Origin of the sequence: Clostridium sp. AM34-11AC (assembly GCF_003435375.1) — a bacterium.
Lineage (GTDB): Bacteria > Bacillota > Clostridia > Lachnospirales > Lachnospiraceae > Pilosibacter > Pilosibacter fragilis.
Genome location: NZ_QWGL01000022.1, coordinates 18,848 through 43,131, shown reverse-complemented (window position 1 = coordinate 43,131; position 24,284 = coordinate 18,848). Strand labels below are relative to the sequence as shown.

27 protein-coding genes are annotated in these 24,284 nt (G+C 49.6%); 1 reads left to right on the top strand and 26 read right to left on the bottom strand.

The window, feature by feature from the left end:
* Positions 1–31: 31 nt before the first annotated feature.
* Together typA and DW826_RS12590 are read right to left on the bottom strand one after the other, a co-directional pair.
* The gene (gene typA / locus DW826_RS12595; RefSeq protein ID WP_117484052.1) at positions 32–1,873 is read right to left on the bottom strand and encodes a translational GTPase TypA; all 1,842 of its coding nucleotides are present in this window, start codon (positions 1,871–1,873) and stop codon (positions 32–34) included.
* A 347-nt stretch (positions 1,874–2,220) separates the two neighbouring features.
* Positions 2,221–2,874 (bottom strand): YigZ family protein, encoded by a 654-nt coding sequence (locus tag DW826_RS12590; protein WP_117552898.1) that lies wholly within the window; start codon positions 2,872–2,874, stop codon positions 2,221–2,223.
* A gap of 303 nt (positions 2,875–3,177) precedes the next feature.
* Here DW826_RS12590 and DW826_RS12585 point away from each other — a divergent pair, with 303 nt between their 5' ends.
* Positions 3,178–5,871 (top strand): transglycosylase domain-containing protein, encoded by a 2,694-nt coding sequence (locus DW826_RS12585; RefSeq protein ID WP_117552897.1) that lies wholly within the window; start codon positions 3,178–3,180, stop codon positions 5,869–5,871.
* A gap of 378 nt (positions 5,872–6,249) precedes the next feature.
* On the opposite strand, the gene DW826_RS12580 is transcribed toward DW826_RS12585, so the two are convergent.
* The 24 genes from DW826_RS12580 to DW826_RS12465 all read right to left on the bottom strand — a co-directional run bounded on the left by DW826_RS12580 (position 6,250) and on the right by DW826_RS12465 (position 24,267).
* A complete protein-coding gene (locus DW826_RS12580) occupies positions 6,250–7,218 on the bottom strand; it encodes an electron transfer flavoprotein subunit alpha/FixB family protein (RefSeq protein WP_117552896.1) in 969 nt (322 codons plus the stop codon).
* Between the two features lie 84 nt (positions 7,219–7,302).
* Entirely contained in the window at positions 7,303–8,079 is a 777-nt protein-coding gene (locus DW826_RS12575) for an electron transfer flavoprotein subunit beta/FixA family protein (RefSeq protein WP_117502934.1), read from the bottom strand.
* A 137-nt stretch (positions 8,080–8,216) separates the two neighbouring features.
* Positions 8,217–9,353 carry an acyl-CoA dehydrogenase family protein gene (locus tag DW826_RS12570; RefSeq protein ID WP_015554780.1) on the bottom strand — a complete coding sequence of 379 codons (1,137 nt, stop codon included), beginning with the start codon at positions 9,351–9,353 and terminating at the stop codon, positions 8,217–8,219.
* 208 nt (positions 9,354–9,561) lie between these two features.
* Entirely contained in the window at positions 9,562–10,998 is a 1,437-nt protein-coding gene (locus tag DW826_RS12565; RefSeq protein WP_117552895.1) for an FAD-binding oxidoreductase, read from the bottom strand.
* Positions 10,999–11,413: 415 nt separating this feature from the next.
* Positions 11,414–12,082: a GntR family transcriptional regulator gene (locus DW826_RS12560; RefSeq protein WP_117484045.1), complete on the bottom strand. Its 669-nt coding sequence runs from the start codon at positions 12,080–12,082 to the stop codon at positions 11,414–11,416.
* Positions 12,083–12,323: 241 nt separating this feature from the next.
* On the bottom strand, positions 12,324–12,929 hold the full coding sequence (gene thrH / locus DW826_RS12555; protein WP_117552894.1) for a bifunctional phosphoserine phosphatase/homoserine phosphotransferase ThrH: 606 nt from the start codon (positions 12,927–12,929) through the stop codon (positions 12,324–12,326).
* Positions 12,930–13,104: 175 nt separating this feature from the next.
* Positions 13,105–14,322, bottom strand: coding sequence for a hydantoinase/carbamoylase family amidase (locus DW826_RS12550; RefSeq protein WP_117552893.1), 1,218 nt, complete (start codon positions 14,320–14,322; stop codon positions 13,105–13,107).
* Positions 14,323–14,590: 268 nt separating this feature from the next.
* On the bottom strand, positions 14,591–15,763 hold the full coding sequence (locus tag DW826_RS12545; RefSeq protein ID WP_117552892.1) for a PucR family transcriptional regulator ligand-binding domain-containing protein: 1,173 nt from the start codon (positions 15,761–15,763) through the stop codon (positions 14,591–14,593).
* Positions 15,764–16,265: 502 nt separating this feature from the next.
* Positions 16,266–16,622, bottom strand: coding sequence for a stage V sporulation protein AE (gene spoVAE / locus DW826_RS12540; RefSeq protein WP_117552891.1), 357 nt, complete (start codon positions 16,620–16,622; stop codon positions 16,266–16,268).
* Positions 16,623–16,747: 125 nt separating this feature from the next.
* Positions 16,748–17,806 carry a stage V sporulation protein AD gene (locus DW826_RS12535; RefSeq protein ID WP_117552905.1) on the bottom strand — a complete coding sequence of 353 codons (1,059 nt, stop codon included), beginning with the start codon at positions 17,804–17,806 and terminating at the stop codon, positions 16,748–16,750.
* Between the two features lie 131 nt (positions 17,807–17,937).
* Positions 17,938–18,195, bottom strand: a complete 258-nt coding sequence (locus DW826_RS12530) for a hypothetical protein (protein WP_117552890.1) — start codon at positions 18,193–18,195, stop codon at positions 17,938–17,940.
* The gene (locus DW826_RS12525; protein WP_181968064.1) at positions 18,182–18,631 is read right to left on the bottom strand and encodes a YopX family protein; all 450 of its coding nucleotides are present in this window, start codon (positions 18,629–18,631) and stop codon (positions 18,182–18,184) included. The genes DW826_RS12530 and DW826_RS12525 overlap by 14 nt, the downstream gene beginning before the upstream one ends.
* A gap of 2 nt (positions 18,632–18,633) precedes the next feature.
* A complete protein-coding gene (locus DW826_RS12520; protein WP_117552888.1) occupies positions 18,634–18,846 on the bottom strand; it encodes a hypothetical protein in 213 nt (70 codons plus the stop codon).
* Between the two features lie 2 nt (positions 18,847–18,848).
* Positions 18,849–19,109, bottom strand: coding sequence for a hypothetical protein (locus DW826_RS12515; protein WP_117552887.1), 261 nt, complete (start codon positions 19,107–19,109; stop codon positions 18,849–18,851).
* Complete coding sequence (locus DW826_RS12510; protein WP_117552886.1) at positions 19,102–19,458, bottom strand: hypothetical protein; 357 nt, start codon at positions 19,456–19,458, stop codon at positions 19,102–19,104. Before DW826_RS12510 ends, DW826_RS12515 begins: the two co-directional genes overlap by 8 nt.
* An 11-nt stretch (positions 19,459–19,469) precedes the next feature.
* Positions 19,470–19,904: a hypothetical protein gene (locus DW826_RS12505; protein WP_117552885.1), complete on the bottom strand. Its 435-nt coding sequence runs from the start codon at positions 19,902–19,904 to the stop codon at positions 19,470–19,472.
* Between the two features lie 113 nt (positions 19,905–20,017).
* Positions 20,018–20,455, bottom strand: a complete 438-nt coding sequence (locus DW826_RS12500; RefSeq protein ID WP_117552884.1) for a single-stranded DNA-binding protein — start codon at positions 20,453–20,455, stop codon at positions 20,018–20,020.
* A complete protein-coding gene (locus DW826_RS12495) occupies positions 20,448–20,657 on the bottom strand; it encodes a hypothetical protein (RefSeq protein WP_117552883.1) in 210 nt (69 codons plus the stop codon). Before DW826_RS12495 ends, DW826_RS12500 begins: the two co-directional genes overlap by 8 nt.
* Before the next feature lie 45 nt (positions 20,658–20,702).
* Positions 20,703–21,776 carry an SUMF1/EgtB/PvdO family nonheme iron enzyme gene (locus tag DW826_RS12490; RefSeq protein WP_117552882.1) on the bottom strand — a complete coding sequence of 358 codons (1,074 nt, stop codon included), beginning with the start codon at positions 21,774–21,776 and terminating at the stop codon, positions 20,703–20,705.
* Positions 21,777–21,787: 11 nt separating this feature from the next.
* Positions 21,788–22,480 (bottom strand): hypothetical protein, encoded by a 693-nt coding sequence (locus DW826_RS12485; RefSeq protein ID WP_117552881.1) that lies wholly within the window; start codon positions 22,478–22,480, stop codon positions 21,788–21,790.
* 11 nt (positions 22,481–22,491) lie between these two features.
* On the bottom strand, positions 22,492–22,923 hold the full coding sequence (locus DW826_RS12480; protein WP_117552880.1) for a hypothetical protein: 432 nt from the start codon (positions 22,921–22,923) through the stop codon (positions 22,492–22,494).
* A complete protein-coding gene (locus DW826_RS12475; protein ID WP_117552879.1) occupies positions 22,923–23,549 on the bottom strand; it encodes a hypothetical protein in 627 nt (208 codons plus the stop codon). The genes DW826_RS12480 and DW826_RS12475 overlap by 1 nt, the downstream gene beginning before the upstream one ends.
* Before the next feature lie 12 nt (positions 23,550–23,561).
* A complete protein-coding gene (locus DW826_RS12470) occupies positions 23,562–23,831 on the bottom strand; it encodes a hypothetical protein (protein ID WP_117552878.1) in 270 nt (89 codons plus the stop codon).
* Between the two features lies 1 nt (position 23,832).
* Positions 23,833–24,267 carry a hypothetical protein gene (locus DW826_RS12465; RefSeq protein WP_117552877.1) on the bottom strand — a complete coding sequence of 145 codons (435 nt, stop codon included), beginning with the start codon at positions 24,265–24,267 and terminating at the stop codon, positions 23,833–23,835.
* Positions 24,268–24,284: the final 17 nt, after the last annotated feature.

Below are 24,284 nucleotides of genomic sequence, written 5' to 3'. Positions count from 1 at the left end.
CGTACGTTTCCGCGCAGATGGTGATCAATGATTACATCTGGCTCTTCTTGCTGATCATTGCTCTCTTTCTGAGGGTCGGATCAAGGATCTTCTTTCTGATACGAAGGCTTGTCGGTGTGATCTCAAGAAGCTCGTCCGTATCGATGAAATCCAGACACTGCTCCAGGCTCATAATCTTCGGCGGAACAAGCTTTAATGCCTCGTCGGCGCTGGAGGAACGTGTATTTGTTAACTTCTTTGTCTTGCAGACATTGATCTCGATGTCCTCCGCCTTCGGGCTCTGTCCGACGATCATACCGGAGTAAACCTTTACGCCCGGTCCGATGAACAGGGTACCTCTCTCCTGGGCGTTGAACAGACCGTAGGTGATGGACTCACCGGCCTCGAACGCGATCAGGGAGCCTGTCTTTCTGTAGCTTAACTCGCCCTTGAACGGAGCGTATCCGTCAAAGCTTGTGTTCAAGATACCGTTACCCTTTGTATCTGTCATAAACTCACCGCGGTAACCGATGAGACCTCTGGACGGGATGGAGAACTCAAGTCTTGTGTAGCCGCCGTTTGTCGGACTCATTCCCTGAAGTTCACCCTTTCTGCTTGTAAGCTTCTGGATGACAGCTCCGGTAAACTCATCCGGAACATCAACGTAAGCGAGCTCCATCGGCTCTAACTTTCTGTTTCTCTCGTCGTATTTGTAGATAACCTCTGCCTTGCTGACTGCGAACTCAAAGCCCTCACGGCGCATATTCTCGATCAGGACGGACAGGTGAAGCTCACCACGGCCGGATACCTTGAAGCAGTCTGCAGACTCTGTCTCTTCTACACGGAGGCTGACATCCGTGTTTAATTCACGGAACAGGCGATCGCGGAGGTGACGGGAAGTGATGAACTTACCTTCCTGACCTGCCAGCGGGCTGTCGTTTACCATGAAGTTCATGGAGATCGTCGGCTCGGAGATCTTCTGGAACGGGATTGCCTCCGGCTTCTCCGGGGAGCAGAGGGTATCACCGATGTGGATATCCGGGATACCGGAGATCGCTACGATCTCACCGATGGTCGCGTTCTGTACTTCGACTCTCTTTAAGCCGTCGAATACATAGAGCTTACCGATCTTAACCTTCTTCATCTTGTCCGGATCATGATGGTTTACGATCACGCAGTCCTGATTTAACTTTAAGGAACCGCTGTCGATCTTACCGATACCGATACGGCCTACGAACTCGTTGTAGTCGATGGTGCTGATAAGGACCTGGGTCTCAGCCTCCGGATCACCTTCCGGCTCCGGGATATAGTTGATAATGGTCTCGAATAACGGGCTCATATCCACTTCAGGATCATCTAATTCTTTCTTTGCGAAGCCTGCACGGGCAGACGCGTAAACGAACGGGCAGTCAAGCTGCTCATCAGATGCGTCGAGATCCATGAATAATTCAAGAGTCTCGTCGATCACTGCTTCCGGTCTTGCCTCCGGGCGGTCGATCTTGTTGATGCAGACGATAACTCTTAAGTCAAGGTCAAGTGCTTTCTGGAGAACGAACTTCGTCTGCGGCATCGGTCCCTCGAATGCGTCGACAACAAGGACAACACCGTCTACCATCTTAAGGACACGCTCAACCTCGCCGCCAAAGTCCGCATGACCTGGGGTGTCGATGATATTGATCTTCACACCCTTGTAGAATACGGCTGTATTCTTGGAGAGGATGGTGATTCCTCTTTCTCTCTCGATGTCATTGGAGTCCATGACACGCTCTTCTACTTCCTGGTTTGCACGGAATACGCCGCTCTGCTTTAATAACTGGTCTACCAGGGTCGTTTTACCGTGGTCAACGTGGGCGATGATCGCAATATTTCTGATATCTTCGCGTTTGATCTTCATAATCAATCCTCTTTCTTCATCTATAACTGTCCTCTCACCGATCATTTCCCGACCCGTTTTGCACAGTCATCTTACATTGTATACACTACATTTCCTAATTTTTGCATTACCGACTCAAAATTATAGCATTCATGAAATCAAAATGCAATATATAATCTTTCAAAATTCGGGGCAGATCTGCCTTTTCTGTGTGTTTTTTTCTGTCCAATCGGCAGTTAGTTTTCTCTCACCCATTCAAAATGTCAGAACCCCCGTTTATACTGGCTTGCTGCGGCATTCAAGGATCAGCCTGATATCCCCTTCAAGACATAACTTCTGTATGTGCAGACTGATGCCCCGGCCGGCAGTTAAAACAGAATCACTTCCTTATTAAGTGTGCCGTACCACACCTCATCGCCCTTCCCGATCTTCGCGCCGCCGCTTGTCCCCTCGGTGATCTTCTTTTCCAGGCCATCGTACTCTGCCACCGGGACGAGAACGGAAAACTCCACCTTATCCGTGTACACGCTGTCCAGCACCGTCATATTTTCCTGTCCCAGAATGTACTGGATCTTTCCGACACCTGTATAGTCCGTCACGATCTTCATCTCAAAGGCGCGCTTCTTCTCAACGATCTCGGAAGCCGCAAGTCCCTCCTTCACAGCGCCGGAATAAGCCCGCACAAGACCGCCTGTTCCAAGCAGGGTCCCGCCGAAATATCTCGTCACGACGACACAGACGTTGTGGACATCCTCGCCTAAAAGCACGTCAAGCATCGGCCGGCCCGCCGTCTGGGCCGGTTCCCCATCATCGCTGCATCTTGTGAGCTCGTGGTTCATGCCGATGGTAAAGGCCTGGCAGTTGTGGCGGGCGTCCCAGTATTTCTTTTTGATCTCGGCGATAAACGCCGCTGCCTCCTCTTCGGACTCCACCGGTTTCAGGTTCGCGATAAAGCGGGATTTCTTCACTTCGATCTCCGCTGTGCCGCCTTTGTACAAAATTTTCATGCTGTCAAGAGCCATATCTTCTCTCCTTCATATCCCGTCCAAACCTGCTGTCCGTCCCGTATATTTTTCCGTTATTTCCGGTTTCCGGGCAGAACCGGACAGGCAACCCTCATAATTCCGCATTGCGGAAAGATATCCCTGTCATTCATATTTTTGTCATGTCTTTGACGATTCCGACCACAAAATGTAATTTTTCCTTCATATTTTCCCACTTTGCGGTCAAAAATATCATAATACAAACCAAACTTTTCCACAATAACTATTTATAAATGAATGAAACTTTGCTATAATTAGGGAATGATAAAGGAGGCATCCTGAATGAATTATGGAAAAAACGAGGTGGAAAAGACACTCCGCAAGACAAATTCCAGATCACAGAAGATCACCTCACATCTGGTGCTTCTTCTCACAAAGATCATCCTGATCCTGGTTCTGTTTGCAGCGGTGCTTGGAATCAGTTTCGGCTACGGAATCTTCAAGGGCGTTATCGACGCAGCCCCGGAGATCGATGTAGCGAGCATCGAGCCAAGCGGTTATGCCACCATGGTCTATGACAGTAAGGGAAACCTCACGGAAACGCTCGTAAAATCAGGAGCGAACCGTCTTGAGGCATCCTACGAGGAACTTCCCCAGTGCCTGATCGACGCTTTCGTCGCGATTGAGGATTCCAGGTTCTGGTCCCACAAAGGCGTTGATGTCCGTTCCATGGTCCGTGCGGCCGTCGGAATCATTACCGGTGACTCCAGTGCCGGCGGCGGAAGTACCCTGACCCAGCAGCTCATTAAAAACAATATCTTTGAAGGCGGCAATGAGGACACCTTCGGGGAGAAGCTTGAGCGAAAGATCCAGGAGCAGTATCTGGCGATCCAGTTAGAGAAGATCATGGATAAAAAGATCATCCTCAAAAACTACTTAAATACCATCAACCTCGGAAACAACACTCTGGGCGTAAAGGCGGCGGCTCTCCGTTACTTTGATAAGGATGTTTCGGACCTTACACTCTCCGAAGCGACCGTCATCGCCGGAATCACCCAGAACCCGTCGAGATTCAACCCGCTCTCCGAGAACGGAAGAAAACGCAACGAAGAAAAGCGCCGCGTGATCCTCCAATATATGTACGAGCAGGGAATGATCTCGAAGGACGATCAGGAAGAGGCTCTCGCTGATGACGTTTACTCCCGGATCAAAAACGTGGATATCGTCACAAAAGAGACCCAGACGCCGTACTCCTACTTTACCGACGAGCTGATCGATCAGGTATTAAAAGCCCTGCAGGACAAGAAAGGCTACACGGAGACGCAGGCCTACAATCTCCTCTTCTCCGGCGGTCTTGAGATCCACACCACCCAGGATCCGGATATCCAGTCCGTGGTGGATGAAGAGATCAGCAGACCGGAAAACTACGACGTTGTCTACTACTCGATCGACTACCGTCTGTCGATCCAGCATCCGGACCAGACAACAACGAACTATTCCGATGAGACATTAAAAACATACTTCCGCAAGGAACTCGGCGAGACAAACTTCGACGGTCTCTTCTCCTCAAAGGAGAAGGCGGATAAGGCCATCGCGAAATACAAAGCTGCAGTGACAAAAGACGGGGATACGGTTCTCGGCGAATCTGTCCACTATGTACTTCAGCCTCAGGCGTCCTTCGTCCTCATCGACCAGTCCAGCGGCTATGTGAAGGCGCTCAGCGGCGGCCGCGGCCAGAAAGAGGTCAGCCGTTCCTTAAACCGTGCCACAAACACCCTGCGCCAGCCTGGTTCCACCTTCAAGGTCATCACATCCTTCGCCCCGGCGATCGATACCTGCGGCGCTACCCTGGGAAGTGTCTACTACGACGGCCCGTACACCATGGGCACAAAGACGTTCCGGAACTGGTACAGCAGCAAGGGCTACATGGGCTACAGCACGATCCGTGACGGTATCGTCTACTCCATGAACATTGTTGCCGTCCGCTGCATGATCGAGACTGTGACACCGCAGCTCGGCGTGGAATACGCGAGAAACTTAGGGATCACTTCCTTAACAGATACGGACTACAACGCTTCCACCGCTCTCGGCGGTATCACAAAGGGCGTTTCAAACCTGGAGCTCACCAATGCCTTTGCGGCCATCGCAAACGGCGGTATCTACACGAAACCGGTATTCTTCACCCAGATCCTGGACCACAACGGAAAAGTGCTCCTGGAGAATGTGCCGGAGACAAAGCGTGTACTTAAGGACTCCACCGCATTCCTTCTCACGGACGCGATGGCCCAGTCCATGGAGAGCAGCCGCATGTTCGCGTCCTCCGGAGTCAGCTTGAACTCCACAAGTGCCGTGGCAAATATTCCGGGAATGTCCAACGCCGGTAAGTCCGGTACCACAACAAACAATAACGATATCTGGTTTGTCGGATTTACCCCGTACTACACGGCGGGAATCTGGTCCGGATGTGACGATAACCAGAAGATCTCAGCCATCGGAAGCAGTACTTCCTACCACAAGAAGATCTGGAAAGCAATCATGACAAAGATCCATGAGGGGCTTGCGGACACCGGTTTCCCGGTTCCGTCCTCCGTCACAACTGCCCAGATCTGCCGGAAATCCGGAAAGCTTGCGATCCCCGGTGTCTGCGAGAATGATCCAAGAGGAAACGCCGTTTACACCGAGTACTTCGCAAAGGGAACTGTTCCAACAGAGGTCTGCGACCATCATGTACAGCTGACCGTGTGCAGCGAGTCCGGCGGACTTGCAACGGAATACTGCCCTGCGAAGACTACAAGGACCTTCATGGTGATCCCGGACGGCGAATCCGGCGGAACGGATGATTCTAAATACCGTTCTCCGGGAACCTGCACGATCCACAGCTCGACCTCCGTTGTTCTTCCGAGCGAAGAAGGCACTGAGAACATGGGTTCCACAAAGGTCGAGACTGTTCCGGAAACTGTTCCTGAGACCACAAAAGCAGCGCCGAAATCGCCGCTTGACCAGGTATATATTCCTGTGGGACCTGGATATAATTAATCCTAAGTAAAGCAATACGCCGGATAGATTGAATTCTATCTGGCGTATTGTTATAGAATTTTAGTAACTGTTCAGTAGGTCTGCGCACTTGCTGCGCTGACCGTAAGAAAACCTAGGCTAAAAGGCAAAAATCCCATCGGCGTAGCCGATTTGGAATGGATTTTTGCATGTAACTGTGAAGGTACTGAACAGTTACGAATTTTATAAGATTCCAGACACTGCCTGCGGCGAATTTATAGTCGATAAAATTCTCTGTTGATTCGCAAATAGTAGTAAGCTGCAAAGCACCGCTCAGAAAGTTATACTGCTGAAAAATCCCCCAGCTTTAATACCGGGGGACTCTCTCTATTTACATCATGGCTTTTGTAAATACGACCTTTATTCCGCTTTTCTTTTCTTCATCTCTTCGATCATCACCGGAAGGATCTTTGTGACATCCCCGACGATTCCCGCATCTGCCACATCAAAGATGGACGCATCCTCATCCTTATTGATGGCTACGATATAGCCGGAACCGATCATGCCGGATACATGCTGGGTGGCGCCGGAGATTCCACATGCGATGTAGAGCTTCGGAGCGACGATCTTGCCGGACTGCCCGACCTGGTGGGCTCTGGATACCCAGCCTTCCTCGATTGCAGGTCTGGTGGCTCCCACAACGCCTCCCATAACCTCCGCGAGTTCTTCCACAAGGGCAAAATTCTCCTTGCTGCCCATTCCTCTTCCGCCGGATACGATGATCTGTGCTTCCTCGAGGTTGACGGTCTCTGCGATCTCTTTTACTGTCTCAACGACCTTTGTGCGGACTGTGTCTGCGGAGGCATCCTCAGCGATGACTTCGCCGGTTCTGCTCTCGTCTAATTTTTTTGCGAAGGAACCGGAACGTACGGTCGCAACATGCGGAAGGTTCTCTCCCATCTTCATGTCATTCAGTACATTTCCGTTGTAAGAAAGGGATGTGTAAACGCCGTCTGCAGTGATCCCTGTCACATCTGTCACACAGCCGGACTCAAAGACTGCGGAGACTGCCGGGGCGATCATCTTTCCCTCCGGGGTTCCTGCCATATAGACTGCCTTCGGCTGATATTTCTCCGCAAGTTTTACGAGGATCTGTGCCTTCTCCTCAGCCGGAAGTCCTTCCTCACCTGCCACGAGGACCTTGGAAGCTCCTGCTGTGATCACGGTCTTTGTATCAGTGTCCTTTCCAAATACAACAGCGATCACTTCCTCGCCGTTTGCCTTTGCAAGCTCTGCGGCCTTGCTGACTGTCTCAAGTGCTGCACCGACCGGTGCACCGTCTGCGCTCTGGGCGTAGACCATGATATTCTTTCCATCTGTATATTTCATCGTCTCAATTTCCTTCCATGCTTAATTCCGGCTGACATTCACGTTTTGTGCGGGCCAAAGCCGGTTCTGCCGATCCAGCATTCATCAGATTGCTTTTGCTTCGCTCATCATGGCGAGCGCCTGGCTTACCGCCTCCGCCGGATCTTCTGCCTTGATCTTCACACCTGCGGCTCTCTTTGCCGGTGCGTAGACCCTGAGGACCTCGACCTGTGCAGCTCCTGCCTCTTCTGCAGCGAGCTCCTCGATCGGTTTCTTTCTCGCTGCCATCTTGCTCTTGATCGTCGGATAGCGCGGGTCATACTCCGGCTTATTGACAGCCACAACGCACGGAAGCCCTGACTCGATCATGCAGTAACCTTCCTCCGTCTCCTGCTTTACTGTCACTTTTCCCTCTCCTGCTGTGATATCAACGACATCTGCTGTTACCGGAGCGGAAAGCTCCTTCGCCAGGATCGTTCCCACCTGTCCGGAAGCGAAATCTGTGGTCTCTTTGCCGCAGAACACGATGTCAAATTTCTTTCCTGTCCTCTCCTCGATGGCTTCCTTCGCAGCCTTCAGTTCCTTTGCGATGATCTCCGGATCAGCGCTCTGGTAAGCGTCATTTGCCGCAAGGTACGCGTAGTCAGCGCCCACTGCCAGGCAGTTCTTTAAGGAGTTCTTAACGCTCTCATCGCCGATGGAAAGAACGGTCACCTCTCCTCCTGCCGCCTCTTTTAAGCGGACTGCCATCTCCAGCGCATATGTATCAAATGCGTTTACTACCGGTGTCACACCGTCAAGAGCCGGTGCCCCTGTCTTCGGATCCAGGGAGATCTCAACGGAATCGTCCGGAACCTGTTTTACACATACTAAAATTTCCATGTTTTCCTCCAAAATTCGTCCGGTTCCGGCAGAACCAGTTCTTCACGGATACTGCCGGACCGGTGTAATATCTCGAAATTTTGCGGCTTTCACAGCCGTTTCTCCGCCATTCATTTGCCTTTACGCGCAAATTGCTTTTACTTTCCTATCACGTTGTTTGCCACAACAATTCTCTGTACCTCATTGGTTCCCTCAAAGATCTGGAAGATCTTCGCATCTCTAAGAAGCTTCTCAACCGGGTACTCTCTGCTGTAGCCGTAACCGCCGAACATCTGGATCGCCTCAGAAGCAACCTCCATTGCGATATCGGACGCATAGCATTTCGCGATAGCGGATTCCTTCGTGTACGGAAGTCCCATATCCATCTTTGTTAAAGCATGGGCAACCATCTGACGGGCCGTCTCTGTCTTGATCTCCATGTCGGCTACCTTGAACTGTAATGCCTGGTTCTTGATGATCGGTTTGCCGAACTGGATCCTCTCCTTGCCGTATGCGACTGCCTCGTTGATGCCTCTCTGGGCGATACCTGTGGCAACGCAGCCCATCCATGCGCGGGCCTGGTCGAGAGTCTTCATGGCGATTCCGAAGCCCTTTCCTTCCTCTCCGATGAGGTTCGCTGCCGGGATCCTGCAGTCCTCGAATACAACGTCACAGGTATTGGAGGTACGGATACCCATCTTGTTCTCCTCATGTCCTGTGGAGAGACCAGGAGTTCCGGCATCTACCAGGAACATGGAGATTCCCTTTACCCCTTTGGATTTATCGGTCATGGCTGTCACGCAGTAGAAGGAAGCGACACCGCCGTTCGTGATGAAGCATTTTCTGCCGTTTAATACATACTCATCTCCATCTTTCACCGCTGTGGTCTTGCCTGCGCTGGCATCGGAGCCTGCACCCGGCTCTGTCAGACAGAACGCACCGAAGCCTCCGTCGAGGATCAGATCGCAGACATGCTGCTTCTGCTCGTCGCTGCCCGCGATGAGGACCGGCTTCATGCCGAGCCCACTGGCGGAGATCGTTGTGGCAAAGCCTGCGTCCGCGATCGCCATCTGCTCGATAAGGGCGGCTACATCCACACGGGAAAGCCCCGGGCCGCCGAACTCTTCCGGAACCTCGAGAGCCTGATAGCCCTGCTCGACCGCTTTATCATAAATTGCCTTCGGCCATTCGCCGGAAACATCGTATTCCTTGCACTGCTCTGCAACTTCTTTGTCACAGAAATTTTTAACGTCCTGCAGGAGATCCTGCGCCTCTTCAGAAATTAAGTATGCCATAATGAAATTCCTTTGCTGCTATGTCTTCTGCGGCCGCCCTGGAAAATATGCGGGCTTGCCGGACAGCAGCTTTCCTTTCTTTTTTATTTGCGCCGGCCGGTTCACGGGGGAGATTGCCGGCCGGCAGACAGTGTCAATAAATATATTGGTGTACGGCAGCCGTCTCACGGGGAGGAAAAGGACTGCTGCCGGGGCTAAACAGAATACTTTACGCCACTTCCTTCGGATCATAGCAGATCTTGCCCGGGTTTAAGATCATCTTCGGGTCGAAGGTCTCCTTGATGCCGCGCATCAGGCGCATGTTCACCGGACCTGCGAACTCTGCAAGATAGCCTTTCTTTCCAAAGCCGATTCCGTGCTCACCGGAGATCAGACCGCCCAGCTCTGCTGCCTTCCTGTAGATGTCTGCCATGAACTCGGAAACCTGTTTCTTGAATGTCTCCTCATCCATGTCGTTCGCGCATGTATAGATATGTAAGTTTCCATCGCCCGCATGTCCGAAGCTCTTGACCTCGAAGTCATATTTCTCGGACGCTCCCTTGACGTATGTCAGGTATTTCGCGATCTGGTTGACCGGAACGACGACGTCGCACTCATCGAGAAGCTTTGTCTCCGCCTCGATGGCCTCAAGGAAGGAGCTTCTCGCTGCCCATGCGTCTTTCTTCTTCGCCGGGGTATCAGCAACGAGAACATCCACAGCGCCCGCGTCGAGAACAACCTCAGCCGCCTGCTCTGTGAGCTCCTCCAGCTGTTCCATGTTGTCGCCGTCGAATGTCACAAGAAGGTAAGCGCCGATGTCAACACCCTCGACCTGCTTCGGGAATACGCTCTTTCCAAGGTAGCGCTCGGAAGCGAGAACGATCTCTTTCTCCATGAATTCCAGTGCCTGCGGCTGGAAGTGGTTCATGAAGAATTTCGGAACCGTCGCAATACAGTCTTCCAGGTTCTCATACGGGATGATCAGGCTGATGGTCTCTTTCGGTGCCGGGATGAGCTTTAAGGTGAGCTCTGTGATGATACCTAAGGTTCCCTCGGAACCGATCATTAAGTTTAACAGGCTGTAGCCGGTGCTTGTTTTTGAGACGGTAGCGCCCAGCTTTACGATCTCACCGGTCGGAAGGACAACGGTCATGGCGCGCACATAATCTCTTGTGCATCCATATTTGACGGCGCGCATGCCGCCCGCGTTCGTGGAAACATTTCCGCCGAGAGTCGCAAACTTTTCACCCGGATCCGGCGGATATAAGAGACCCTGCTTCTGTGCATCCTCAGCGAGGTCATTTAACAGAACGCCCGGCTCCACGCGGACTACGAAGTTCTCGAGATCATAGCCAAGGATCTTATTCATCTTGCTCATGTCAATCATGACCCCGCCATCTACAGCTACTGCCGCGCCGGTAAGACCGGTTCCTGCTCCTCTCGGAATCACCGGGAGGGAGTTCTCATAACAGACCTTCACGATAGCCGCGATGTCCTCTGTGGTTGTCGCCTCGATCACGACCTCCGGCGCGCCCTTTCCGTAGATCGGCATCTCGTCGTGGAAATAGTCACTGTTGATCTCTTCGCCTGCGTATACTTTTCCCGGAACGATCGCTTTGAACTGTTCCAGGATCTCAGGCGTTACCTCATTATACTTCTTTGCCATGTTTGCTTTCTCCTCTTCTCATATATTGCCGCCACCCATATGACACATGTGCGGTTTTGTGTAATGCAATTGATTCTCTTTTATATTGGTAGTACCAATTATGATATATTTTAAACACCATGCACATTTGTTTGTTTATTGCGCACAATGTTGATTGTTTTCTCTTTATTGGTAGAACCAATTCGTTCTAAAAAATAACTGCTATCAATAAGCAGTGTATTTTTTCCAATACAAGGATATCGCTGTCCCGGATTTTTGTCAAGACTTTTTGTTTTTCTTTGCGCAAATTTCGCACAGATTGTCTGATTTTTGTCAGGATTGTTAGAATTATATCATAGTCATGGTTCCCGCTCTTTTCCCTGACTCTCAAAGCACTGGCTTATCGGAATAATCAGTCGGAACTCTGCCATAATTTTTATAAGTACTGGTAAATATAGTGGAAATGCAGCTTCAGTCCCTCTCTCGCCTTCTCGATATTTCCCTCCGCGAAACCTTCTGCCAGTGTCCTGTGGGCGCGGCTTAAGAACTGCTCGCTGTGCATGCCCTCGATGATCTTTCCACGCATCTTCGGGATATACTCGTCCATGATCTTGTTGAGGGCCTTATAGTTTGCCAGCATACAGAAGTTTCCGGATGCCTCGATGAGAAGGTAGTGGATCGCCTTATCCCAGCGGACACGCTCCTCCTCCGTCTCCGCCCGCTCCAAATTGTCGAGATAGGACATCATCTTCTGGCGCTGCTCCTCCGTCGCCTGTTTCACCCCTGTCTCAATGGCCCCCCACTCCAGGGTAGAACGGAATTCCGTGATCTTATCCACGTCGATCTTCTTTAAAATATACATGAACGACAACATCTCCGCCAGAATCTCGTCAAAATTTCCGGAGACATAGTTTCCCGCGCCTTGCTGGCTCTCCAGAACTCCCATGTTTTCCAGGATCCGGAGTCCCTCTCTCGCGGAATTCCGGCTGATCTCCAGCTTCTGGGCAAGTTCCCGCTCCGGGAGAAGCTTCTCACCCGCCTGGATCTCCCCGCTTCCGATTCCATGTTTTACATATTCAATGACTTTCTCGTAGGATTTCTCCATTTTTGATTCAGCAGTCCTTTCTTTTAACCAGAACTCCTGTACTTTCTACCCTGTTAGACTAATACACCGTTCAAACAGATCCAGCATCTCTCAGCAGACCGTACATTCATTCAAATAGAAAAGCACAGCCGCTGCCCCTTGAAACAGAGCTGACGTTCCATCTCCGCATCCATAACAAACTGCAGTCCGGCTGTGTTCTTAAATGTCTTTTTTGTGCGGAATCTTTTCCATAAGATTCCTGCTATTCTTCCATCGCCTTTTTGATCGCCTCAAAGAGCTCATCATACGTCTCGAACGCTGTGATCCCTGGATGGTCCTTCTTGATCTGCTCCGTGCTGCGGAACAGGAATCCCGCCTTGCTCGCCTCGATCATTCCGAGATCATTGTAGCTGTCCCCGCTGGCGATCGTCTCAAAGCCGATGGACTGAAGTGCCTTCACCGTCGTATACTTGGACTTCTCGATCCGCATCTTAAATCCCGTGATCTCCCCGTCCGGAGCGACCTCCAGGGAATTGCAGAAGATCGTCGGCCAGCCAAGCTTCTTCATCAGGGGCTTCGCAAACTGCGTAAACGTATCACTGATAATGATGACCTGACCAAGCTCACGAAGCTTATCCAGGAACTCCTTCGCGCCCGGAAGCGGATCGATCTTCTCGATGGTCTCCTGAATCTCCTTCAGCCCCAGTCCATGTTCCTTCAGGATCCCGATTCTCCAGCGCATCAGCTTATCATAATCCGGCTCGTCCCTCGTCGTCCTCTTAAGCTCCGGGATCCCGCTGGCCTCCGCAAACGCGATCCAGATCTCCGGCACTAAAACTCCCTCTAAGTCAAGGCATGTGATATACATAGCTGTTTTCTCCTCATTCCCGTGCTTTATTGTCATAATGAAAATATTATAACATTATCATCCAGAAAAATCTATAACCGCTTTACCCGCCCATAAAAATATGCTGCCCGCTGAATCTCCCAGCCAGACAGCATATCATTAAATTTATAGTCTTTTCAAAAAATATTCCCGCCGATTATTTCGCCGTCTCTCCCTTTAAATACTCATACATCACCCGCGCCCCATCACAGATACTCGTAATCTCCGCATGCTCCGACGGATTGTGTGACACACCGCCCCGGCACGGAATAAATACCATACCGGAATCACAAATCTCCGCAAAAGACATGGCATCATGCCCCGCACCGCTCGGCATTCTCCGGCTGGAGATTCCAAGCCGCTTCGCCGCCTGCTCCAGACCGTCTTCCACTGACTCACTCATACTGATCGGAGGAATGCTGTTGATTTTCTCCGCCACATACTCAACGCCGCGCCTCTTGCAGCTCTCCCGCACCGCGGCCTTAAACGCCCGCTCCATACGGTCCAGACTGTCCTGATCAATGCCACGCATGTCCACACCGAGCTCCACCCGTCCCGGGATGACATTCAGAACATTCGGATGGTTCTGAACCACGCCCACCGTCGCCACCGACTCGTACGCAGATTCCCACTTTCCGATCTTCTCCATCTCCAGAATGATCTCCGCAGCCGCACAGAGCGCGTCACTCCTCATATCCATCGGCGTAGCGCCAGAATGCTCCGCCATACCACGAAGATACACCCGGTACCTCACCGGCCCCGCGATCGTCCCGACAATACCGACCTGCGTCTTACATTCCTCAAGCACCTTTCCCTGCTCAATATGTAACTCCAGATATCTCCGAAGTCCCGATATCTTCTTCGGATGAAGCGTCAACCCCCGGTGCTCAAAAATACTCTCCAAAGACTCCCCGTCCTTCGACATCAGATGTCCGATATCCTGCTTATAGACCTCATGCGTGATCAGTCCACTACCGATCGTACAGCACCCAAAATTACTGGACTCCTCACACCGGAACGCCCCGACCCGAAGCGGGATCCTGATTCCATCCTCCTTCGCCCAGCGCATCACCATAAGCCCGGCCATCACGCCAGCCACACCATCATACCGTCCACCCTCGATCACAGAATCCAGATGCGACCCGATCAGCGTATACCCGTCCTCGTCTGTATTCGTCACATAAGTATTCCCAACCTCGTCTGTAATCACAGAAGCCCCGAGCTCCCTTCCAAGCCCCTTAAAGACCTCATGCATCGCGTCCTCCGTTTCCGAATACCCCAGCCGCGTCACGCCGCCCTGCGACGTACTTCCGATATCATAAAAACTCTGAAATAACCTTTCACAATACTGAACATCCTCGATCCGACGCTCCATAACCAGTACCTCCTGAATTCCCCTAAGTATTTTCCGATCTATCTCATCTTCATTGCATATTTACTTTATCTCTATTTCGCAACAAGAAATAATTCTGACAATACCATTATAATCCATAAGAACTCAGAATTATATGTTCTCCCAGCCAAACTGAAACGCGCCTTTTTGTACGTACGGACAAAAACATTCTCCCTGGCATGCCAGTACACAGCGGGGGTGAGGCTTCGGGCACGGATGCGCCTGAAGCCTCACCCCCGCGTACCCCTCGTCACTCCTTCATCCGCCAAGCCAAAACTCCCATATACAACTTAAAACCATCCTCCGGCCTTTTAATATCCAACCCCGTAACCGCCTGAATCCTCCCCAGCCGATACTTCACCGTATTCCTATGCGTATGCAGCACCCCAGCCGTCTCATCCAGACTCCCCGAACACATAAAATACGTCCACAGAGTCTCTAAAAACTCCCGACTCTCCACCGGCGCCAAAATCCTCTCAAATACATCCCTTTCCCCCGCTGAAAAAAGATCCTGCAACACACAGTACATCTCAACCTTTTCATATACGCAGACACAATTCTCAGGCTGAAGCTTTCTCATGACCCTAATTGCCTTAAACGCATCACTGTATGTATCGCGAATCCCGGCTAGTCCAGTCCGGACCGGACCGACAGAACAGACAAACTTATCCGTTCCCGCATTCCACAGAGAACATATTCTCTCCTCTTCAAAAAAATCCACAAGCGTCTCCCGAAGTCTGCACTCATCCTCTCCCTCAGTCAGAATCAGATACCCCTTCTCCAACGGAACCATCACACGCTCCCTGATCCCAGCAGTCTCTCTCATCCTCTCCAACAAAGTCCGCCCCAGAAACCTGATCCCCTTCCAATCCTGCTCATCCGGCACATACCGCTTTCTGAAATTGATCACCACCGCCGAAAACCAGTCATGCTCCACGTCCATCCCAAAAAGCCGTCCCCGTTCCTCCATCAGGATCTCATCACTGTAATTCTCGTAAAGAATATCCTTCACATACTTCTCCAGAATCTCCGAGTTTCCCTCCTCCTCAAAGATCAGATTCATCACATTCACAATAATATCAATATAAGCCAGCTCCCCCGGAATCTCCAAAACCGGCAGTCCCACCTCATCCGCCGCTCTCTTCACACTCTCCGCGACAGTCTTCACATACTGCCCCGTCTTCACCGCAATACAGCAGCACGTATCCGCCAGATCCCGGATCAAGGCACACTGATCCTCCTCACTCTTCCGCACCGAATAAAAACTCGTGATCAGAAAATCATTTCCCTTGAGCCACCTCTTGATCTCCGGGACCTCCATCACCGTCACATGCTCCACTTTCCTAAAAAGTCCCTCTTCCCCCGCCACCACGCGGACACCCCGCATAACCGAGAGCTTCAGGACATCACTTACCTTTGCCACAAAAGTCCCTATCTCCTTTACAAATCATTACACTTTTCCATTCAAGGAACAATTGTTAATTACGTTATCTCCTAAGCGGAAATCATAACTTACGTTATAGACCCTAATACACATAACTATTTTACCACATTCTACGATTATTCTCAATCTATCCTTGCCTTAATGCCACTCCACAAGCCCCGTCATACTGTCTATCTCGTTGCCTCTCGTCTTCCTGTTCCATCACCTTACAAATAATCGTATCAATCTGCACCGAATCAGCATGTTTTTTTACACCCTTCAAATTTAATCATCCCTATTTTTCAAATAATGTTTTTACATATAAATTCTCACCATAACAATGCCGTTTAAAAAATTCCAAATATTTTTTACTCTTCCACAAACTCCCGCGCCTTTTTGTCCCTCCGGGACAAAAACAGCCAACCCAGGCATGCCAGTGCACAGCGGGGGTGAGGCTTCGGGCACGGTCGCGCGCCCGAAGCCTCACCCCCGCGTACTCCTGTCACTCCTTCATCCCCGGCCTGAAGATAATCGCACCCAGATATCCAAACACCAACGCCCCACTGATCCCCACAGCACTGGCTGTAAATCCCCCTTTAAAGATTCCAAGCACTCCATCCTCCGACATCGCCTTCACAACCCCTTTCCAAAGTGTATTTCCAAATCCAAGCAGCGGCACAGTCGCTCCTGCCCCGGCCCACTCGGCAAACGGCTCATACACTCCCAAAAATCCAAGGACACTCCCGCTGACCACTAACAGCACCATGATCCTCCCCGGCATCATCTTTGTCTTATCCATCAGGATCTGCACCAGCATGCAGATCAGACCACCCACAAGAAAAGCTCTGATATATTCCATAGCCACACTCACTCCACTTCTCATTCCTAAGATTTATATTTTCACACTCTGTATGATCCACGTCCGTCTTCCCTTAACATTTTTCCAACAGATTGTTCCTCCTTCGAAAATCCCCGGCTAAGTTCTTACAGAAAATCCGGCGTCTCCAGCACCACCCCATGCGCGATCCCCGGCACACTCTTCCCCTCATTAAAGCTCACCGTAGAAAGCAGAGCCCCCGTCGGCAGAAACAGCACCCTTTTCCACTCCCCATTCCTGATCTTCGGCAAAACAAACCCGCAAAGCACCGCCGCTGAACACCCACATCCGCTTCCCCCGGCATGGGTATCCTGCTCCTCCGGCGAAAACATTTCGATCCCGCAGTCCATATATCTGCTCTCGATCCGGTATCCTGCCTTCATAAGATAATCCAGCAGAAGTCTCCGTCCCACTGTCCCCAGATCCCCGGTGATGATCTTATCATAATGTGTCTCGTCCACCCCGAGATCCCTGAAATTTTGCAGGATCGTATCAAGCGCCGCCATCGCCATCGCAGCCCCCATATTCATGGAGTCATGAAAATCCATATCCACAATTTTTCCCGTCGTCACCGCCGTGATCTTCGCAAGCGGCGCTTCCTTCCCCCGGCAATCCCCGGAGGACACGATCACCGCTCCGCACCCAGTCACCGTCCATGTAGCCGAATACGGCCTCTGATTCCCATATTCCAACGGAAAACGGAACTGCTTCTCCGCCGAAGCGAAATGGCTGGAAGCGCCTACAAGAACATGATCCGCAAATCCACCCTCCACGCACATGGCGCCCAGCCCCAGACCTTCCCCCATGGTGGAGCATGCTCCGTAAAGCCCGAACATTGGGATCTCCAGATTTATATTTCCAAAAGAAGTGGCGATGAGCTGTGCCAGAAGATCCCCCGCAAACGAATACCTGATTTCTTCCTTCGAAAGCCCGCTCTTCTCGATCACAAGACCTGCAGTCCTGCTCTGAAGCTCACTCTCCGCCTCCTCCCAGTTTTTCTTTCCCAGCATGGGATCCAGCTCCACCCGGTCAAAAAAAACGCCAAGAGGCCCGTCTCCTTCCTTCTTTCCCACCGTCGACGCAGCCGCCATGATCAGCGGCGGATTTTCAAACACCACACTGGTACGCCCGCGCTGCTTTCTTAACGTTCCTGTTTTCTCATCCATTTTTCTATCCACTCCCATCTTTATTTTGGTCTCAAAATAGGATCCCTCATGTTTCGAGTTCGCCTCACTTTTCCTGTTTTGTAATTTACATTCCATCAGTTATCAATGATAACACAGCCATATCTCCGTAGTCAATCGGAAGTGTGGCTCATTTTTCTCTGTAATTCATCGCAGATGGCGGACACTCTCTTTTCGCCAAATCCCTTGAGAGTGAGCAGGCACTCTCTTACTTGGTCTATCGTGAGGGAGTCTGCTTCTGCCGCCTCCTTGCCATCTTTATATCCGGACTTATAAACCGACTCCGCCCACATCGTCATCTGACAATGGTCCATTTTGCGGATTTTGTCGTACTGCTTCCTGTTGAGGATAAACCCTTTAATCTTTCCCATTCTGTTCCTCCTTGCGGTCATAAATATTTCCATCTATTCTGTACTTAGAATGATTGTCAAGGAAATAATGTCTCCTACGCTTAGTGTCGTTGATATAGAACTTTCCTTCGTCAAATTCAACAGTTCCGTATCCACTGAGACCATCGCATCTCATGTAGACTATATCGCCCTCGTAAATTCTCCTGCCATCCTTTGCAACAATTCCTGTGAATTGGCATAATGTATCCGGATTTATTCTTGCTTGAAGATGCCTGTTCGGCAATCCCCAATCGGTCATTTGGTCGAAAATCATGTAATGCTTCGTGTTGCCCGGATGGTTCTCATAATCTTCCTTAATGCAATATGTTGTATCATTCAAGGCTATATAAAATCCCTCATACCACCTATCCTTGTCATCGTCATCAATGCCTTTCGCTCTAAAAAGTATGTCTCTCATCTTCATTTTCCCCCATATACTTCATCTCTTGCAATCTCGTACAGATACGGATAATCGTGAGGGTTGAAATTGAAACCGTACAATTCATAAAAAGCATCATTGCTCATCTTGAACCACAGAATCGCCCATTGGAGTAGGCTTTTCCCTTTCATAGTTCTCATGGAGTAACTCGCCCTTGCATTTGCTTTCATAATGTTTCTTACTATAACTGCCAATTCTATTCCTCCTTTTCCAATTCATCGAGCCTGCCGGATAATACTAACGCAGTGGCTTCGATGACAATTCTCATAATCTCCATATCCAAAGTCTCCCAAGGGATATGTGTCGCTTTGTCTCTCTGTCCTGCCGTCTTTTGCGTAGTCATCTGAATGAGCCGATATACAGATGCTTTCAGTTCCGGGATATTCTCTTTCTGACCCTTATCCATCAAAAACGACCACATCACATCCTTAATTCCATTAGCCGGATTCTCACTCATTTTTTGAACCACTCCTCTCATCAAGCCTTTTTACCTGTCTACCAACCTTGAAATCAATCCGGTTGGATACCTCATCTTCTGCTTGGAACATCAATTCCATCTGTCTGCACATGATTCTGACATCTGCCAGTTCGTCAATAATGTCCTCTCTCGCTTTGGTCAAATCTGTATCTCCGGATACGGGATTTACATTTTCTCCTCTTACAAGAGCAAATTTTCTTCTCCATTTCAAGAGAGCCTTTGTCAGTTCAGACATCTCTTCGATGCACATATCTACCTGTGGCTGAGTTCCATATTCTGAGATGCAGCGACGATATACGCTGTCTCTATATTCGTTTGAATAAGCCATAAAACTGCCTCCTAATATTCTTTCGGTTTTTCGATTGATACGGTTACAGGCATCTTCCAATCAGACTTTGCGTCATCAATTATCATCTGAACAAAAGTCTGTGCCATATCCTCTTTCCATTTTCGTTTTCCGATAGCCTTTTTAATTTCGGCTTTGAACTCCTCTTTATTCTCTTCGACCATTTCAGCCATTGCTTCTCTCACTACGGTCTCTACCGTCTTTTCTGCAAGGTAATCGAGATACGGTCTTGCTCTATAATTATCCTTTCTGCAAGGGTTTCCGTCTCTGTCAACATAGGTGTCTATCGTTCTGTCAATAGCTTTTCTGATGATTTCATCTCGATTTCCAAGGGCGGAAACGATAGCCGCCTTGACTATTCTGCTTACCTCTTCTTCAACATATTTTGCATCAATGCTAAGTGATGCTGTCATTTTCTCTTCGCTCATTCTTTTTTCCTCCTTGTCCGATGATTACCGCACCAATGGTCTTTCCGGAATGTTCCCGGGCAATACCATCGGTGTATGCAGTCGCTGCACATTTGCGGCTCATCCTTTGTTTTCTATACAAACGGTAACTCCTCATCAATTCCATCCGGAACATTCATAAAGCCATCGCCCGATGAGGAATTATTGGATGCAGGCTGCTGATAATTGCCTCCTGCGTTGTTCTGTGAGGATGCCTTGCTTTCTGCGAACTCCTGCTCCTCGACAATTACTGTCGTTGTGTAAACCTTTACGCCGTCCTTATTCGTATAGGAACCAGTTTCAAGTCTGCCTGTAATTGCAATCTTGGTTCCTTTGTGGAGATATTTCTCGGCAAACTCCGCTCCTTTTCCGAATACCGCACAGGAGATGAAATCAGCCTCCTGCCCGCCATCCTGCTTAAATCTTCTGTCAACTGCCAGTGTGTACTTCGCAATGCAGGTATTATTTCCATTCTGTGAGTAATTGATTTCCGGGTCTCTCGTAAGTCTACCCATTAAGATAACTTTATTCATTTTCTGTATCCTCCATTTCTTTCTCGAACTCATCCAAACCCACCGTTGGGAGTTTCCACCAAATTAGCACTAAAACTGTTATCCATGTCAAAGCGTATGAGAACCTGCCTATCTCTCCTTTAATCAAAATTGCCATCCCACATACGAACCAAGGAAAGCAGTTCCAATGTCTTTTCCATTGTTTTTTCAATCTTTTCAGCATACTTGCTCCTTAGAGTATGGCGGCTTAACAGCCGCCTTACAAATATCAAACCTCAGAGTCCAACTTTCCATAAAAAGCGGAGCGGAAGCCGATGCCGCCGTTCGAGTCAGAACGAGCACGGTTGAGGAGCAAGTAGAACACACCCGCAGAGGCACCACTGCCCCAGTAGCCCCCGGCAATCGGCAAACGCTCGCCCTCCGTATCTGCATACAGGTAAGCCTCCGGTTCGCCGGGATACAGGGCAAGTTCTTTCATCTGTTCGGTGGCATCAAATTCAAACTCTGCATCTCCCCACTCACATCCATCGTAGTCCATGCCCGACTCCTCAGTTGTAAACTTGAGTCCGCCGTCCTCAGCATTGATGCGAATAGGCTTGCCATCTTTCATCAGTTCCACCCACTTGTCGCTGTCTTTGCTCATGTCGATATCTGCCGCAGCATTGTTGTCCGGTATCACTTCGATGACACCATCCATAAGTCTCATTCCTGCAAACCACTCCCAAATGTTTCCACATAAATCAGAAACCCCAAATGGCGTGTGGTCGTGGTTCCATGTTGCAGGTCCGGAGCCTGTCAGTGTCTTATATCCGCCATCATAGGTCTTTCCCTTTTCGGAGTTATCTCCATGCCAGTCTCCGCAGTTCGTGTTTCCATGCGGGAACACTTCGTTCTTGTGGCAGATATTGGCAATCAGTCCTCTCTCTGCCGCAGTCCACAGATGCCATCCCTCGCCCTTCGCTCTGCAAAGATTGACTGCTTCGTCATAAGTGACATTCACTTCTGGCTTTGTCATTGGGAGCGAATATGCTCTACCGTTGATTACTGTATTCGGATACTTGCTGATGTAGATTTCATCATACACTTTCCCATCCACCACAAACGCAGGATGAGGTCTGCGTGAGCCTCCAAACAATTCATTGTCCGTCACTCTCGAGAAACGAACCATGATAGACGGAATGCCTGCCTTGTCGTAGATAACAACATTATCCGCTCTAAACGGTTCAAATTCCGGAACTCTGATAAACGCTCCGCAGCCAGTCTCTTCGATTGAGATTGCCTCCGCAAGGCATCTGCCCTGCTTGTCCTTTTTCTTACAGTTTCTTGTGCATCTTACTTCCATTGTGATACCTCCTATAATTCGTAGTCTTTTCTGTTCTTGCCCTTACCTCTGTACTTGGTAAACGGCTCTATCCATACACTCTTGCCGGACTTGTAGTGTCTCATATAGCCTCTGACGCTTACTTCGTGTTCCGGTTTGGTATAGGTTCTCTTTTGGTCGGGAAGCCTCAGAACTTTGCTGTCTACTTCCTCAATTACATACTGCTTCCGGATGAGTGGAAGCGGTTTCGTTACATCTTTTCGTAACGCCTTAGCCTGCCGCTTGGTTCTTCTGCCCTTGTCCTCAATCTTTACCGTCTCCCGGTAATAAGTCATAAAGCACATCAGAGCGTGGTACTTCAACGCTTCCTTGAGATGCGTATTATCCATTGCCATTACCTGCATCAAGAGCATTTTTCTTTCCGGCGGCAGGTGTGATGCAAAACGAAAGTTGGATGTCTGCGTAGTCACAGGGTCGTAATCGTATGTAACAACCGCAGGCAGGTTAGGCTTTTCCGCCGGGTAGACCGCCAGTTCCACCAAATCTCCTTTGCTCTCGAATGTGAACTCAATCAACTCTTCCTGCAATTCGACAACACCTGCATCTAACGGTGCGTGGAACTCCTGCTGTTTCAGCCATTCTCTGTTTTTGGAGAACCAATCAAGAACGATTTCCATTCTTGCATTTGACTTTACAATTATCCTGTCTGCCGACTGCTTATCCATCCTCTCGCCTCCTAAAATTCAAATCCCATGTTGTCCTCGATGTCTGAAATCTCATCCTTGAGATACTTCCTGTAAATCTCTTCGTTATCTCTGAACCAAATCGAGGTATCAAGACAGTTGCAGAACCACTCCACATCTTCCTCCGGGTCACAGCATTCCAGTTCATCAATCTGTTCCTGCAATTCTTCGTACTCGTCAGAGTCCTCTTCACACTCGTCTCTTTCATCCTCGAGTTCTGAAATCTTCTCCTCAAGAGCATCTTTGAGTTCATCCTGTCCTTTTCGGAAGATTGCATCCGTGATATTATTCAGAGTGACATTTACACCCTCCTCCTGTAATTCAACAGCTATATCTCCAAGGTCGTACCCGACATCATCCAGTATGGAGATATCGAGGCTTCCACAATCAAGTAGCACAAACAACAGTCCATCTAATGCTGACATCACAACACCTCCTCAACAAATTCATCTCCCTTGAACCAACACTCCTTAGTGCCAAGTTTCTTTTTCTCGCAACCATTCATCCTCATTCGATACTCCTGCTCCGCTTTCGGGTCGTGCCACTGCAAACCTCTCTTTTTGTACAGTGGTATCCAATGCTCGTCATAGAATGAGTATCCGCAGCCATCTATTCCGAAGAAATAACCCCATTCATCATGCTCGTAAATCCGGAAGCCGCACTCAGACATCTTTTTGATGCCGTCCAACTCATCCATAAAGTAATCATCCGCTGAGTCCGAGAAACTCCACATCCATCCCCACATCGGAAGAATGCTGTCACGCTCAACCTCAAAGTCATCTGCTCCGAGTTCAATGGTATTTCCATCTTCAAGATTGATGAGGTAAACATCTCCTACGATATTCTCAATCTCGCCATTGGGGTCGTAGTCTTCGCATCCATCCGGGAGATTATATACATATACTCTGTCGCATACTCGAGGCATCGTAACCTCGTGCCAATCATCCGGTTTTGCCTGCATGAGAGTTTCTATCATCTCCTGCGGATAGGCATTCATTTCTCTGACCCACTCGTGAGCCGCATCGCTTATCGTCATTCCTGCTTTTGCCATGTTCATTCCTCCTTATCCCGCAATATGCTCGAGTGTTTCCACATCGAAATATGCGTATGTTCTTCTCGGTCCTGCCGGATGCTTTCTCTGCAATCTGCTCAGAACATAGCACTCGTGCGTTTCTCCTTGACAATCCTTAACAGTTTCTGTGTTACTGAGGACTCTCATGTCTGAGAGCCTCTCTCCGAAGAACTTCAATGTCTTGTCATCAAAGAAGTGACCATACGGATACTTCCCTTTGTACATATCAACCAATTTCCAAACCGGAATTGTAACTTTCATATCACTCAGCCTCCTTTCCTGTGATGATTGCGAATGCCTCCTTGAGGACTGCCAACTTCCTTTCTGCCTCGGTCGCTCTCTTGAGTAATTCCTCAATTTCTCCCGCAGCCTTATTTCTCATCAATCCCATCTGAGCATTCAAGCTATTAAGAGCCAGTCCATCATCCGAAATCTGCTTTTCGAGTTCGTTAATCTTGGTGCAATACTGAGCATCCATTCTGTCATAGTCATTCTTCTCTTTCACGAGTTCCACCTCAAGTTCCTCAATTCTTCTCGCACGGAGTCTCATCAATCTCTGAATGCCGCCCTGCTTTTTCCATGCCTTGCAGAACTCATCTTTGTCGATGTCACATCCCATGTACTCTGCTTCGATTTCTCTGTATTCTGCCTCGGTCGGCTCAAAACCTGTTCTTTCGATAAACTCTGATTTCATCATATCTTTGTACCTCCTTG

Excerpts from the sequence above, each read along its gene's own strand:
- typA (WP_117484052.1), bottom strand. The coding sequence starts at position 1,873 with ATGAAGATCAAACGCGAAGATATCAGAAATATTGCGATCATCGCCCAC.
- DW826_RS12590 (WP_117552898.1), bottom strand. The coding sequence starts at position 2,874 with ATGGCTCTTGACAGCATGAAAATTTTGTACAAAGGCGGCACAGCGGAG.
- DW826_RS12585 (WP_117552897.1), top strand. The coding sequence starts at position 3,178 with ATGAATTATGGAAAAAACGAGGTGGAAAAGACACTCCGCAAGACAAAT.
- DW826_RS12580 (WP_117552896.1), bottom strand. The coding sequence starts at position 7,218 with ATGAAATATACAGATGGAAAGAATATCATGGTCTACGCCCAGAGCGCA.
- DW826_RS12575 (WP_117502934.1), bottom strand. The coding sequence starts at position 8,079 with ATGGAAATTTTAGTATGTGTAAAACAGGTTCCGGACGATTCCGTTGAG.
- DW826_RS12570 (WP_015554780.1), bottom strand. The coding sequence starts at position 9,353 with ATGGCATACTTAATTTCTGAAGAGGCGCAGGATCTCCTGCAGGACGTT.
- DW826_RS12565 (WP_117552895.1), bottom strand. The coding sequence starts at position 10,998 with ATGGCAAAGAAGTATAATGAGGTAACGCCTGAGATCCTGGAACAGTTC.
- DW826_RS12560 (WP_117484045.1), bottom strand. The coding sequence starts at position 12,082 with ATGGAGAAATCCTACGAGAAAGTCATTGAATATGTAAAACATGGAATC.
- thrH (WP_117552894.1), bottom strand. The coding sequence starts at position 12,929 with ATGTATATCACATGCCTTGACTTAGAGGGAGTTTTAGTGCCGGAGATC.
- DW826_RS12550 (WP_117552893.1), bottom strand. The coding sequence starts at position 14,322 with ATGGAGCGTCGGATCGAGGATGTTCAGTATTGTGAAAGGTTATTTCAG.
- spoVAE (WP_117552891.1), bottom strand. The coding sequence starts at position 16,622 with ATGGAATATATCAGAGCTTTTCTTGTGGGTGGTCTGATCTGCATGCTG.
- DW826_RS12535 (WP_117552905.1), bottom strand. The coding sequence starts at position 17,806 with ATGGATGAGAAAACAGGAACGTTAAGAAAGCAGCGCGGGCGTACCAGT.
- DW826_RS12530 (WP_117552890.1), bottom strand. The coding sequence starts at position 18,195 with ATGGGAAAGATTAAAGGGTTTATCCTCAACAGGAAGCAGTACGACAAA.
- DW826_RS12525 (WP_181968064.1), bottom strand. The coding sequence starts at position 18,631 with ATGAGAGACATACTTTTTAGAGCGAAAGGCATTGATGACGATGACAAG.
- DW826_RS12515 (WP_117552887.1), bottom strand. The coding sequence starts at position 19,109 with ATGAGTGAGAATCCGGCTAATGGAATTAAGGATGTGATGTGGTCGTTT.
- DW826_RS12510 (WP_117552886.1), bottom strand. The coding sequence starts at position 19,458 with ATGGCTTATTCAAACGAATATAGAGACAGCGTATATCGTCGCTGCATC.
- DW826_RS12505 (WP_117552885.1), bottom strand. The coding sequence starts at position 19,904 with ATGAGCGAAGAGAAAATGACAGCATCACTTAGCATTGATGCAAAATAT.
- DW826_RS12500 (WP_117552884.1), bottom strand. The coding sequence starts at position 20,455 with ATGAATAAAGTTATCTTAATGGGTAGACTTACGAGAGACCCGGAAATC.
- DW826_RS12495 (WP_117552883.1), bottom strand. The coding sequence starts at position 20,657 with ATGCTGAAAAGATTGAAAAAACAATGGAAAAGACATTGGAACTGCTTT.
- DW826_RS12490 (WP_117552882.1), bottom strand. The coding sequence starts at position 21,776 with ATGGAAGTAAGATGCACAAGAAACTGTAAGAAAAAGGACAAGCAGGGC.
- DW826_RS12485 (WP_117552881.1), bottom strand. The coding sequence starts at position 22,480 with ATGGATAAGCAGTCGGCAGACAGGATAATTGTAAAGTCAAATGCAAGA.
- DW826_RS12480 (WP_117552880.1), bottom strand. The coding sequence starts at position 22,923 with ATGTCAGCATTAGATGGACTGTTGTTTGTGCTACTTGATTGTGGAAGC.
- DW826_RS12475 (WP_117552879.1), bottom strand. The coding sequence starts at position 23,549 with ATGGCAAAAGCAGGAATGACGATAAGCGATGCGGCTCACGAGTGGGTC.
- DW826_RS12470 (WP_117552878.1), bottom strand. The coding sequence starts at position 23,831 with ATGAAAGTTACAATTCCGGTTTGGAAATTGGTTGATATGTACAAAGGG.
- DW826_RS12465 (WP_117552877.1), bottom strand. The coding sequence starts at position 24,267 with ATGATGAAATCAGAGTTTATCGAAAGAACAGGTTTTGAGCCGACCGAG.